15 protein-coding genes are annotated in these 13036 nt (G+C 35.1%); 13 read left to right on the top strand and 2 right to left on the bottom strand.

Translation table 11 applies throughout. The features are described from left to right. The 13 genes from E7274_RS01405 (at position 1) to E7274_RS01345 (ending at position 11026) form a co-directional block, all read left to right on the top strand. Complete coding sequence (locus E7274_RS01405; RefSeq protein ID WP_304173097.1) at positions 1-966, top strand: ABC transporter ATP-binding protein; 966 nt, start codon at positions 1-3, stop codon at positions 964-966. Positions 967-968: 2 nt separating this feature from the next. Next, the gene (locus E7274_RS01400; RefSeq protein WP_304173095.1) at positions 969-1499 is read left to right on the top strand and encodes a GNAT family N-acetyltransferase; all 531 of its coding nucleotides are present in this window, start codon (positions 969-971) and stop codon (positions 1497-1499) included. Between the two features lie 481 nt (positions 1500-1980). Next, a complete protein-coding gene (locus E7274_RS01395; protein ID WP_304173093.1) occupies positions 1981-2217 on the top strand; it encodes a helix-turn-helix domain-containing protein in 237 nt (78 codons plus the stop codon). After that, positions 2210-3322 carry a PDDEXK nuclease domain-containing protein gene (locus E7274_RS01390; RefSeq protein WP_330388612.1) on the top strand — a complete coding sequence of 371 codons (1113 nt, stop codon included), beginning with the start codon at positions 2210-2212 and terminating at the stop codon, positions 3320-3322. Before E7274_RS01395 ends, E7274_RS01390 begins: the two co-directional genes overlap by 8 nt. A 516-nt stretch (positions 3323-3838) precedes the next feature. Continuing rightward, the gene (locus E7274_RS01385) at positions 3839-4435 is read left to right on the top strand and encodes a type IV toxin-antitoxin system AbiEi family antitoxin domain-containing protein (protein ID WP_304173088.1); all 597 of its coding nucleotides are present in this window, start codon (positions 3839-3841) and stop codon (positions 4433-4435) included. After that, the gene (locus E7274_RS01380) at positions 4435-5280 is read left to right on the top strand and encodes a nucleotidyl transferase AbiEii/AbiGii toxin family protein (RefSeq protein WP_304173086.1); all 846 of its coding nucleotides are present in this window, start codon (positions 4435-4437) and stop codon (positions 5278-5280) included. The genes E7274_RS01385 and E7274_RS01380 overlap by 1 nt, the downstream gene beginning before the upstream one ends. Before the next feature lie 173 nt (positions 5281-5453). After that, complete coding sequence (locus tag E7274_RS01375; RefSeq protein ID WP_304173084.1) at positions 5454-5696, top strand: type IV secretion system protein VirD4; 243 nt, start codon at positions 5454-5456, stop codon at positions 5694-5696. Between the two features lie 37 nt (positions 5697-5733). Beyond that, entirely contained in the window at positions 5734-6792 is a 1059-nt protein-coding gene (locus E7274_RS01370; RefSeq protein ID WP_304173082.1) for a hypothetical protein, read from the top strand. A 48-nt stretch (positions 6793-6840) separates the two neighbouring features. Beyond that, a complete protein-coding gene (locus E7274_RS01365) occupies positions 6841-7368 on the top strand; it encodes a hypothetical protein (RefSeq protein WP_304173080.1) in 528 nt (175 codons plus the stop codon). 103 nt (positions 7369-7471) lie between these two features. Then, positions 7472-7783, top strand: a complete 312-nt coding sequence (locus E7274_RS01360) for a glutaredoxin (protein WP_033154320.1) — start codon at positions 7472-7474, stop codon at positions 7781-7783. A 133-nt stretch (positions 7784-7916) separates the two neighbouring features. Next, positions 7917-8540 (top strand): hypothetical protein, encoded by a 624-nt coding sequence (locus tag E7274_RS01355; RefSeq protein WP_304173078.1) that lies wholly within the window; start codon positions 7917-7919, stop codon positions 8538-8540. Between the two features lie 69 nt (positions 8541-8609). After that, positions 8610-9539, top strand: a complete 930-nt coding sequence (locus tag E7274_RS01350) for an AEC family transporter (protein WP_304173076.1) — start codon at positions 8610-8612, stop codon at positions 9537-9539. Between the two features lie 74 nt (positions 9540-9613). Further along, the gene (locus tag E7274_RS01345) at positions 9614-11026 is read left to right on the top strand and encodes an aldehyde dehydrogenase family protein (protein ID WP_304173074.1); all 1413 of its coding nucleotides are present in this window, start codon (positions 9614-9616) and stop codon (positions 11024-11026) included. 25 nt (positions 11027-11051) lie between these two features. Here E7274_RS01345 and E7274_RS01340 read toward each other — a convergent pair whose 3' ends face one another. After that, positions 11052-11936: a LysR family transcriptional regulator gene (locus E7274_RS01340; protein ID WP_304173072.1), complete on the bottom strand. Its 885-nt coding sequence runs from the start codon at positions 11934-11936 to the stop codon at positions 11052-11054. Then, positions 11917-12858 carry a LysR family transcriptional regulator gene (locus tag E7274_RS01335; RefSeq protein WP_304173070.1) on the bottom strand — a complete coding sequence of 314 codons (942 nt, stop codon included), beginning with the start codon at positions 12856-12858 and terminating at the stop codon, positions 11917-11919. The genes E7274_RS01340 and E7274_RS01335 overlap by 20 nt, the downstream gene beginning before the upstream one ends. Positions 12859-13036 lie beyond the last annotated feature (178 nt).

The raw sequence follows: 13036 nt of genomic DNA, 5'->3' as shown, positions 1-13036 counted from the left end.
ATGATAGATGTAGAAAATCTTTGTAAAGATTATGTGCTAAAAAGTAAAGAGCCTGGCCTTAAGGGGGCAATGAAGGGGCTGGTTAAGCCTAATCATAAGATAATCCATGCAGTAAAGGATTTGTCATTTCATATTGATACAGGTGAGATCGTAGGATTTATAGGTCCTAATGGCGCGGGAAAAAGTACCACAATAAAGATGATGTCCGGAATCCTTACGCCAACGCAGGGACAGGTGTTGATTGACGGCCGTAATATTTCCAAGCACAGGAAAGAAGTGGTAAAGGATATAGGCGTTGTCTTTGGACAGAGGTCTCAGTTGAATTGGGACCTTCGTCTTGGAGAAAGCTTTGAGCTTTTGAAGCATATTTATCAAATTAACCAGAAGGAATATGATAAAACTCTTGATGAGCTAGACCAGATTCTTGGCATAAAGGAGCTTTTAGATAAGCCTGTTAGACAGATGTCTTTGGGCCAGAGAGTGAAAGGCGATTTAGTTGCGTCTATGATTCATTCACCTAAGGTTTTATTCCTTGATGAGCCTACCATTGGATTGGATGTTTCGGCAAAATATGCTTTGAGAAAATTCATTAAAGAGATTAACAAAGTGAGACACACAACAGTTATTCTAACCACCCATGATCTAGGTGACATTCAGGAACTATGTGAACGACTTATAGTAATCAATAGCGGAGTGCTGATGGAGGATGGTAATTTGTCGGAAATTGTTGATAGAATAGCTCCTTACAAGACGCTTGTTGTGGAGTACTATGATGAGGCTGCGCCGGAGCATACCCGCTGTAAATTGATATCGCAAGATGGTAATGTTGCTAAATATCGCTTCATGAAAAATGATGTTACCGCAGCGGAAATCATTGCTGATCTTTCAAAGGAAAAAACGATAAAGGACGTTTCAATTGAGGAAACGGGAATTGATGATATTATCAAGATTGTTTACGGGGCGTAGAAATGGAACATAAAATTATATTGGAAACAGATAGATTATTCCTTCGTGAAATGAATATGGATGATTTTGATGCATTATACAAAGTTCTTGCTGATAGGGAAATCATGCAGCATTATCCCTATGATTTTGATGAAGAGAGAGTAAAAAGCTGGATTGAAAGAAATATGAACCGATATCAAGAAAATGGTTTTGGGCTATGGGCGGTATGTTTGAAAGATACAGGAGAGATGATAGGTGACTGTGGACTAACACTTCAAAACATTGAGGGAGAGATTCTCCCTGAGATTGGTTATCACATTCGAGCAGATTATCAGCATAAAGGTTATGCTAAGGAAGCGGCTATTGCAGTACGAGACTGGGCATTTGCTAACACAGATTATCCAGCGCTCTATTCATATTGCAAATATACAAATGTCGGTTCCTATAAGACAGCGGAATCGATAGGTATGCATTTTGAGAAGGAATACCCTGATCCTGACAACAAAATTACGCATGTATCGGTAATATTTCGAGGTGAGACGACAGTAATATAAATTCCAAACAACATATATGGCTATTCCAACATTTATTATTTGTTTTATCACAAGAAGCCTGTCAGCTCGCTAACTTTCGTTGGGCTGTGATAAATTTTGGCTGATATGACTTAGGATTTATCACAAGTGAACGAAGATAAGGGGCTGCTGAGACTTCTTGTGATAAAAATCAGCCGAAATCCTCATATTTTTATCACAAACCAACGACAGCATGCGGCTTCCGAGACTTCATGTGATAAAATCTAGTGAAAATCTTCATTTTTTTATCACAGCAAGTCTGTCAGCCCGCTAACTTTCGTTGGGTTGTGATAATTACTTTGCTGTGGGGATTTGGATTGAGCTTATTAGTGGAATAAGATTAGTGAGAAATAAAAAGGAAACTTCTGTGGTCAACCATAGAAGTTTTTTTTACTCATTGTGTATATTCATATATAATGATATTATTTACTCAGTGAGTAAAATGAAAAGGAAGACATAATGCATGGAAGATAATGTATTTAGCGAAAAAATAAAAGAATTAAGAGAATCTACAGGATTAAATCGTAAGGAGTTTTGTGAAAAATTTGAAATTCCTTACAGAACGATGACAGAGTGGGAATTGGGCCACAGAAATGCTCCTCCATATGTTCTTCGATTGCTAGCATATTATGTAGAGATGCAGGCAAAATTGGGTGAGAAAGATTTAGATAGTAGAAGAGAGGTGGATGGCTATGAATAATATAATCAAATATGTTAATACAGACGATTATTTGGAAGATGTTTGCACTATAATTGACAGTTCACAAAGTTATGCATACAAATCAGTTAATGCAATTCTTGTTATTAGAAATTGGTATATTGGTAAAAGAATTGCTGAGGAAGAATTAAAGGGGAGTTCAAGAGCTGAATATGGTACAGAATTGGTTGATAGCTTAGCTAAAATTCTCACGGAAAAATATGGAAAAGGTTTTACACGACGAGCTATCTATCAATATATAAGTTTTTATCGCAAGTTTCCTCAAATTGTGTACTCGCAGGGTACACAATTTGGTGCTGATGAAAATGTGTACTTGCTGAGTACACAAACTGAATTGCTTTCATGGACGCATTACAGAACTTTATTGCAAGTTGAAGATGATGAAGCACGATTATGGTATGAGAAGGAGGCTTATAACCAAGTCTGGAGCGTGAAAACTCTTCAAAGGAATATATATTCACAGTATTATTATAGAATTCTTAAAACACAGGATAAAATTGGTGTAGAAAACGAGATGAAAGAGTTAACGTCTAAATACCAAAAAAAGCTTGAATTTATAAAGAATCCTGTTATCGCAGAGTTTCTTGGTATGCAAGAAAACACCTCTTATTATGAGTCTGATTTAGAACAATGTATTATTGATAACTTACAGAAATTTCTTATGGAACTTGGAAGGGGATATGCTTTTGTTGCAAGGCAGCAACATATTCATACAGAGAAGGAAGATTATTATATAGATCTTGTTTTCTATAATTATATTCTAAAGTGTTTTGTGTTAATTGATTTAAAAACAACAAAGATTACTCATCAGGATGTTGGGCAGATGGATATGTATATTCGCATGTATGATGAATTAAAGAAATCTCAAGATGATAATCCAACATTGGGAATTGTATTATGTTCAGAAACAGACGAGGATATTGCAAAGTATTCTGTGCTTCATGAAAATGAGCAGCTGTTTGCATCAAAATATAAATTATATTTACCAACAGAAGAAGAATTACGAGCTGAGATTGAAACTCAGAAGGAATTCTATTATTTACAAAAGAAGGATGAAGAAATGGAGCGCAATGGAGCACGGTTTTGAAAAAGCCCTTCTAGCCCGCTGGAGGAGAGGCTTTGAAAAAAGTATGCTATTGTTACTACGTGCACCAGAACACACCATATGAGTGGAATAAGATTAGTGAGAAATAGAGATGGCGTTGATTTAAGTGCTGCGGCCTTTTGGTCTTGGCACTTTTGTTTTATCACAAGAAGCCTGTCAGCCCGCTAACTTTCGTTGGGCTGTGATAAATTTTGGCTGATATGACTTAGGATTTATCACAAGTGAACGAAGATAAGGGGCTGCTGAGACTTCATGTGATAAAATCTAGTGAAAACCTTCATTTTTTTATCGCAGTAAGTCTGTCAGCCCGCTAACTTTCGTTGAGGTGTGATAAGTTATTCAATTGAGTAATTGCTCTTATTTTTTTAACCCATTTTTGGAGTAAAAATATCATTAATATAACGTTCTTTAATTTTAGAAGAGTAAAGAACGTTATGTATATACAATCGTTCTTTAATATGTTAGAATAAAAGAACGATATGAAAGGCGGTGATGTTTATGGAATATTCAATTGAATCGCTAAAAATGATTATAGAGTCAAATGACGGTATTGCTTCTGCAAAACAATTGACTGATAAGGGAGTTTCAAGACTTGCTTTATACCAAGGTTTGATAAGTGGAATGATTGTAAAAGAATCTCATGGTAAGTATGTGATAGCTGACAATCAACCAGATGAGTATCGTACGATACAGAATCGCTCTCCTAAACTTATTTATTCACATGGAACAGCTTTATTTTTACATGGTCTATCAGATCGAGTTCCTCACGAATTAGATATCACAGTTCCTCAGGGGGATAATGTTTCTCGTATAAAAAAGGATTATGAAAATACGAGGTTTCATTATTGCAAAAAGGAGTTGTGGGATTTAGGCATCGTTGATGCTGTAACCCCACAAGGATACGAAGTAAAGATATATGATTTGGAACGTTGTATCTGCGACTTAATTCGTGATAAAAAATCTGTTGATATTCAGATATATACACAGGCAATGAAGGAATATTTTTCAGCCAAGTGCAATCCTAGAAAGATAGTTAAGTATGCTAGACAATTTAATATTGAATCAAAGGTCAGGACATACATGGAGGTTTTGTAATGAAAGAACGTACACCTGATCAGTTAAAAGGTCAAATTAGGCATTTTGCAGCTCAGCGAGGTTTACAACCACAAGAAGTGTTACAGATGTTTCTTTTAGAGAGAGTGTTAGATAGAATGTCTAATTCTAAATATTCAAGAAATTTCATTCTAAAAGGTGGAATGCTTATATCATCAATGATGGGAATAATGGAGCGAACAACTATGGATATGGATACCACTGTTAATGGAATTAATATGGATGAAGATGAAATTAGTAATATTATTAAGGAAATATTATTAATTGATGTTGGAGATGGCATAAAATTTGAGTTTGAAAAGTTAGAACCAATTCGCGAAGACGATGATTACAATAACTTCAGAGCTTATTTTACAGCCTATTATGGTAAGATAGCTAACAAAATGAAAATTGATATCACCACAGGTGATGAAATTACACCAAGAGCCATTAATTATGAATATAAGACTATTTTGGATGATGATGTGATTGAGGTTGTAGCTTATAACTGCGAAACAATTTTAGCAGAAAAATATGAGACAATTATTCGAAGAAATATTGGTACTACAAGAGCCAGAGACTTTTATGATTTGCATATGTTTTATCATATGTATGCATATAAAATTGATTTTAAAGTTTTAGAGGAAGGTATTCATAGAACAGCTCGAAAGCGAGGCTCTGAAAGCGAACTTAAGGACTGGAGAGAAATATGTGACGATATGAGAGTAGATGAACCATTAAGATTATTATGGTTCAATTATCAAAAAGCTAACAAGTATGCTAGCGCAGTTGATTTTGATTCAACAATTACTACAGTTGAAGAGATTTCATTAAAAACAAACATGTAGACAGAGGACAGTTATTCGGTAATGGATAACTGTTTTTTTGTTAGAAGGGAGTGAAAGCTAATGCAGGAAGATATTGAATAGAAAAATGTGACACAATCATAGGCAACACTGGAGAAAGCAGAGATAACAATTCATCATTATCTACAAACAATCAAAAGGCTGGTAAAGACATAATGACTATGGATGAGCTGGCAGTACTTGATGGTGATAAATATCTCCTTCAGCTTCGTGGTGTAAGACCATTTTTGTTGGACAAATATGATGCTACTCAGCATCCATTTTATAAGGAGACAGGAGAATATGATTATAGAAACAGACTTGATATTAAGAAGTTTGTTAATCATGGTTTATATGCTAAAAAAGGGAAAATTTTTACTGTATTAAAAATGTTAAATAGCGTTCGAAATGATTCGTAAATACGTTATACTAATATAATGAATTGTGGAGGTATTTATGGATAACAAGGATAAATTGATTAGCTTATTTGTTGACCTAGTGCCTGAAGATAAGCAGCATCAGCATTATAAATTGATAAAAAATGATAAATATATAAAAGAGGTTCTTGATTCATGGATTGATGAGCAAATACTCAATAGGGATGGAAAAGATAAATTTATTAAGGAATTCCAAACTGAATTTAATCCAGTACTATGGGAATTATATATTTATCAATGTCTAAAGAAAATGGGATGTAAGTTTAATATGAGCTATGAACATCCGGATTATGTTGTTAGTAATCTTTATCAAAGCTTTTTAATTGAATGCACAATAGCTAATAATGCAATCGGTGATATTCCTGAATATGATGTTGAAGCAAAGCTAAATGGGAAATTTGATATTGATGAGATGGTATATAAACAAGTATTACGCTTATCTAATTCATTTAACTCAAAATATCAAAAGTATCTTAACAGCTATAGAAAAGAAGAATGGGTGCAGGATAAACCATATATAATTGCCATAGAACCATTTGAACAACCTAATGGCTTTTGTGTTGGAAATGAGGCTATTTTAGCAGTTTTATATGGGCAGCTGTTCAATAGACATTCAGAAAATTATCAATCGATTAACTCGGTGATTAAAGCCAATAATTCTAGTATTCCATTAGGTTTTTTTAGAGACTCAAAATATAAAGAAGTCTCTGCAGTGCTGTTTAGTCAACTGGCAACAATTGGAAAAGTTGATGCTGTTGGTAATGATCCCAATTGTATATTTTCTCAGTTAAGATATGATAAAAACGGTATCACTCCAAAACATATAGTGTCATCAAGAATGTATGGTATAAGTGATGATAAAGAAAATGAATTTTATCGAGAAAAGCTAACCGACGGTTTGTTTTGCTATCTTAATCCTTTAGCAGAACATCCATTAAAACGTCAAACTATTAAGCAAATGTATGATGCGGGGATAAGTATTTTTAATATTAATTCTGATTTTGATGATTTAGATAATTTTTATGTTCATGATAATTTTCTAATTCATAGGTTGGTTGAAAAGATTAATCCATATTAATTATTCTCAGAATCTAAAATACGTTTAAACATGAGGCTATTATTTATTATGATTGAATATTTATTTCTAGAGATTAAGAAACTGAATATTACGGACTATCAATCGCTCTTATTTAATATTTATGAGGATGAAACTTGCTATACAATTGAAGCTAGTTTTGACGATGACGAATATGTTATTGGTAGAGATAATCCTTTCAAAATATGCGATTTGGAAAAGAGTTGGGAAGATGTAGAAAAAGATGTTGGCGTAAAACTTAAAGAGTTAATTAAAGCTGATACTAAGTTTTTTAAGCCATTAAAAGAAATTACTTATGGTTTTGTTGATGGTGATCTTCACTATATAAAGAAGAGCCGAACGAAAAAACAGCAAGTTGTATTTACTGCAGATGATTTCGTGGACTTCGATGCAGTTAGGCTCAAAGCTTGGCTTACTGTATATCTTACAGATGAAGCACAAAAGAAATATGGTTTAAAAAGATTTAAGACAGATTTCTCAAAATTAACCGAGGAAGAGAATCTGTATTGGAGAACTATTTTAGCTGAGAATTTTGATTACAAAAAATATAATAGTTAATCTAGCCTACTAGGCCAGTACACTGGGGATGCCCAGAAGTTTTTTATTTTGCCCAATTAAGTGTATAATGCATTTATAAATTTTTTAATTAGGAGGACATACTATGATTAAGATATACGGAATGCATACATGCCCTTACTGCGACTTTCTGCAGCCACAGATTCAGGGGAAGGAAGATCAGTTTCAATATATAGATATAGGCCAGCATGTTCAAAACATGCATGAGTTTATGGACATGAGAGATAACAGACCTGAGTTTGACCATTCAAAGGAAATTGGAGATATAGGGATTCCATGTTTTGTATTTGAGGATGGAAGAATCAGCCTTGACCCAGCAGATGCCGGACTTGTTGAATACGATGGTACATCTTCTTGCTCCATCGAGGATCATAAGGCTGGCAAAAAAGGATGCTAGTTAACTTGTAGGGGTGATTTTGTAACGTTGCAAACTGAAATCTGAGGTTTTATAATTTAATAAGGTGATTGTTGAAGGATTCAACAGTTGAGTTGCCACGGAAGGCTTGCGGTATAACCAGAAAGGCAATACTATGGCAATTAATCTTCAAACTTATCTAGACAGAATTTCATCGCTTGGAATGGTTCAACTTCCAACGCAACCAGATGTAACCCAAAACCTTAATACGGACACAAGTGTATCTGATAAGGATTCCTACATCCCTAGTGTAAATAATGCTGATGCTGCTATTCCTAGTTCAAATTATGGGGCAGATGGAAGAATGGTAGATCTAAGCCAGGCTTTTAGAGCAAATGCGGATAGTATCCAAATGACCATGGATAGGTTAGGTTTGTCCATGGAAGATTTATCTGATGAAGAAAATATGAGCACTCTTGCTACTGCTATGAATGACGGGGCAGTTGCACTTGGCGTCCCTACTGTGGAAAATATGAGTGATGTTGTGGCAAATCTAGTTCAGAAAGCTAGAGGGGTAAGCGAAATATCTGCTACTGAAACAGCGGCAGTTGAAGAGAATCAAGGAGCATCTACAGAAAACGGAGCTTCTGGCTCATCTGGTTCCGCTAGTTCGGAGGATGAAACTACTGTAGAAGTTGTAGTGATTAATGGCATCAGGTATTTGGAGACAACTAGGGTTGAAAATGGTGTTGAGATAAAAACAAGAAAAGTGCTTGATAGAGCAGAGGACTCTGAGTAATCAGAGTCTTTTTTCTTTGAACACTATATTATAAACTAATATATATTGAACTCACGGGAGGATTATTAGGTGATAAGTATCTTACTTGCGAAGAAAATAGCAGAATTTTTTATTTTTATCATTTTGGGATTTTTAATTGTTAGATGCAATATTTTGAAATCGACAGACTCAGAGGTAGTTACAAAACTTTGCATCTATCTTATGACTCCTGCAATAATTATTAATGCCTTTCAAATAGACGCTACCGGTAATGTTATAAAAGGATTATTATTAGCAGTATTTAATGCTGTCATTATTCATATTGTCTGCATTATAATAGCCAAACTATATGGAAGACTTACAAACGCAACCGAAGTAGAAAGAGCATCTATTATATATTCTAATGGTGGAAATCTAATAGTACCTATAGTCGGATCAGTTCTCGGTGATGAATGGGTTGTTTATTCTGCAGCATTTGTTGCAGTCTTTAATATATTCGTATGGACCCATGGAAGAGGAATGTTTGCAAAAGAAGATGGCATTCCATGGAAGAAAATATTACTTAATGTAAATATTATCTCTATAGGAGTAGGATTATTTATGTTAGTTTTCGACTATAAATTTACAGGACTTGCATCTTCCGTGATAGCCTCCCTAGCAGATATGGTTGGTCCGGTATCAATGATTATAGTTGGAATGGTTTTAGGGGGCATGAAAGTACAAAACATCTTTTCTAACAATAGAATCTGGGGCGTAATATGTATGCGTTTGATTATATGTCCTCTTGTTATTCTTTTAATAATGAGCTTATTACCAGTTGAATCTTTTGTTCCAGGAGGAGATACAGTTATGCTTGTCTCTTTTTTGGCAGCATGTGCTCCATGTGCTGCAACAATAAATCAATTTGCCATTTTGTATTCAAAAAATGCCGAATACGCAAGCGCAATAAATATTTTGTCTACTTTGTTATGTATTCTTACCATGCCTATAATGGTTTATTTATTTCAGATTAATCACTAATATAGAGTTCAATTGTTACAAAATGGTTGTCAAGACAGCTTACATCTTATAGTTAATTATGTAGAGGAGGGCCTATGAATTCCAGAGAAGAAATCAAAGCAATTGTTGAATCACAACGTGCTTTCTTTAAAACCAATACAACTTTAGATTTAAGCTATCGCATTGATGCTCTTAAAAAGCTAAAGGCGATGGTTATTTCCCATGAAAAGGAAATGGAAGAGGCCCTTGAAAAGGATTTGGGGCGCCACTATGTGGAGGCTTATTTCTGCGATATCGGCAGTATCATTTTAGAGATAAATGAAACTATTGCAGGCTTAAAGAAATGGGCAAGGCCTGAAACTCATTTTAGTGGATTGGCATGTTTCCCAAGTATTATCACAAAAGTTTATAAAATGCCTTACGGAAATACGTTAATCATCAGCCCTTTCAATTTCCCATTCTTACTATCGCTGGGCGTTTTAATCCCAGCTATAGCAGGCGGAAATACTGCTGTCATCAAGGCCAGCTCAAAGAGTGTCCATTGCACAGCCTTGCTTAAAAAGATGGTGGCCGAAACCTTCCCATCTAACTACATTACAGTTATTGACGGCGGCCATGATGTAGCTGACTTCTGCTTGGAAGAGCGCTTTGATAAAATCTTTTACACTGGTTCTCCAAAGGTAGCGGTGCATGTAATGGAGATGGCTGCCAAGAATCTCACACCAGTGGCCCTGGAACTTGGCGGCGAGAATGGAAATTGGTGCATAGTTAGAAAAGATGCTGATATAAAAGATGCCGCTAGAAAGATTGCATTCTTCAAAGCTCTTAACAGCGGCCAAATTTGCATCAACATCAATCAGGTTGCCGTTGCAAAAGAAATTGCTGATGATTTTATAAAAGAGCTGAAAGCAGCCTTTAATAAAAGCTTGGGGAATGACCCTTTAACAAATCCAGAGTATCCAAAGCTGATTACAGCAGGAGCTTATGATAAATGCGAAGCAGAGGCAAAAGAATATGAAGATAGAATTCTTTTTGGTGGAAAGGGTAATCGCGAGACCCAAAAATTTGAGCCAACCATCATCTACCCAGTGACCACCAACGAAAAGATTGTTAATCACGAATTATTCAATCCACTGCTTCCAATCGTCCCATACGAGGATGACAAGATTGATGAGTTGATTGAAGAAATCTCAAGAAGAGAGCATGGACTTTCACTATACATTTTCACACGAAATAAAAGATGGGCTAAGCGCATGTTTGCGACCATGCAATATGGCGGTGGATGTCTAAACGAAGTGTGTGTTCACTTGATGGTAAAGGGTGTACCATTTAATGGCGTGGGCCATTCGGGAATGGGAGCGTACCACGGCCATGCTGGATTTAGAGAGTTTACTCATTCATCCACCGTTTTATACGGAAAAAACAAAGGCAACTTATCACTGCGAGAGCATCCTTATTCAAAGGGAGCCGAGGGCAAGATGAGATTGCTAGAGCTATTTGAAAGATAATTAAGAAATATGCTTCCAAAAAAAGCTAGCCATTAAGGCTAGCTTTTACATATTCAAAAAATCTATCAGTAATTAAAGAATGTGTGGCATTTTTGGCTGTAGCTAAATAAATATTGACCTCAGGTTTTTCTTTTAAATCTAATACTTTTACATGTACATTTCCTCTAAAGTTTTCTGCAAGTGCTCCATTGCAAAGGGTGACTGTGTTTGGCTCGTTAATAACAGAATCTTCCCAACTGCTGCCGCTTGCTGAAATCATTGGTTTGAAGCCAGCATCTGAGGCAAGCTTTGAAAAAAGGCTGTCCATGTAAGAACCTTTTTTGTAACGCTTATAAAAGGTGTCTGTCTTAAATTCTTTTATTGACACTGTTTTTTTATTGGCAAGAGGATGTTTTACTGGAACAGCAATATGCATGTAGTCTTCTTTGTAGAAGATAGAATCGAATTTATCAGCCACATTATCTATATTTCTTATAAATGCTACATCAACTTCACCTGTATTTAAATTTCTTACAAGTTCATCAGTAGAATTAATCATAACTTCAAGTGTGGCATTTGGATTTTCTCTTTTAAAGTCAGCAAGATGACTAGTGATGCCATAATAAAACGGATAATCAATACAACCTACAACAAGATGGTTGGAGTTTTGAAAATTTATTTTTTCAACCTCACGTTTAAAAGAACGTTCTGCCTCAAGGATAATTCTTGCGTATTGGACTAATGATTCACCGTAAGGGGTTAGTTTCATTTTTTGTGTAGTACGCTCAAATAGAAGCATTCCATACTCATCTTCAAGTTGTTTGATGTGTCGTGACAGAGAAGCTTGACTAATTCTAAGTTGCTCTGCAGCTTTTGAAAAGCTATTAGTTTCTTCAAGTATTAAGAATTCATTAAAAATAGATGTTTCCAACTTCGCCCTCCGGTCCCTGATATGGGATATCTTCGTTGTGATGTTCATGAATATCTATAGCATAGTCTAAAAAAGCTTTTGCTGGTTTTGATAAAGGTACATCTTTTCTGTAGTACAAATTTAGATAGACTATAGGAGTTGGGTCGATTTCAACCATACTTACATTATGTTTTTTTATGGTTAGAATGTCACTTGCTGTCGTAAGTGATACCCCAAGGCCTGCATCTACCAGTTCGACAAGATTCCTTGTTCCGTGAATAGTAAAATCTACCATAGGCTTGAAGCCTGCTTTTTCACAAAGGCTTGTACAATAGTAGTTCAAGAAGGAGCCTTCTGGGAAAAGAATAAATTTATCCGATGATAGTTGGGATAAGGATATTCTTTTTTCATTCGCTAATGGATGACCTATTGGTAATATGGCAACCAATCTGTCTTTTGACCATTGATATGTATTGTAATATATATCTGTCGGTGATGATCCAATGGCAAAGGATAGTTCATATCCCATTTCAAATGTTGAGTGTAAGTTTACAGTTCTAGAAAATTCCCCAGGAGAAATTGAATAATCTGGATATCTGTCTGCAAAATGATCTGCTAGCATATTTACTATATGATCGCAGTTCATGCTTCTTGAAACTGCTATTTTAACAACAGAAAGATTTCTAGAATCCAGTTCTTTTGTCTTTTCTATAAGTTCCTTGTCTAGCATTTTATATCTGTAGGCGAATGATAGATACATAGTTCCATATTCTGTAAGTTCTACGTGGTTAGAGCACTTTTGAAATATTTTATGCTCTACAGCATCCTCCAGATTTCGCATATGTTTCATGAGATTAGATTCAGAGATAAAAAGTTTATCTGCCGCATCGTAAAGATTTCCTGTTTCACATAGCGTAATGAATTCGCTATGGTATAAAATCATGTCCAGCATAGTTACTCCTATAAGATTATTGCAAAAAGCGTATAAAACTCTATAAATAGATTATCCATAATAATAATTTTAATGCAAGAATAAAGAATAGGAAAGACCAAGTGCTTTATTCGGAAAGTGAATAAAGCACTTACTTTTTTAGTTTGAAGCACTATTTGAGAAAATATAT

The organism is Pseudobutyrivibrio ruminis (assembly GCF_015057245.1).
In the GTDB taxonomy this organism is placed as follows: domain Bacteria; phylum Bacillota; class Clostridia; order Lachnospirales; family Lachnospiraceae; genus Pseudobutyrivibrio; species Pseudobutyrivibrio ruminis_E.
Note: the sequence above shows the minus strand (reverse complement) of the source record. Positions and strands in the feature narration are given on the sequence as shown.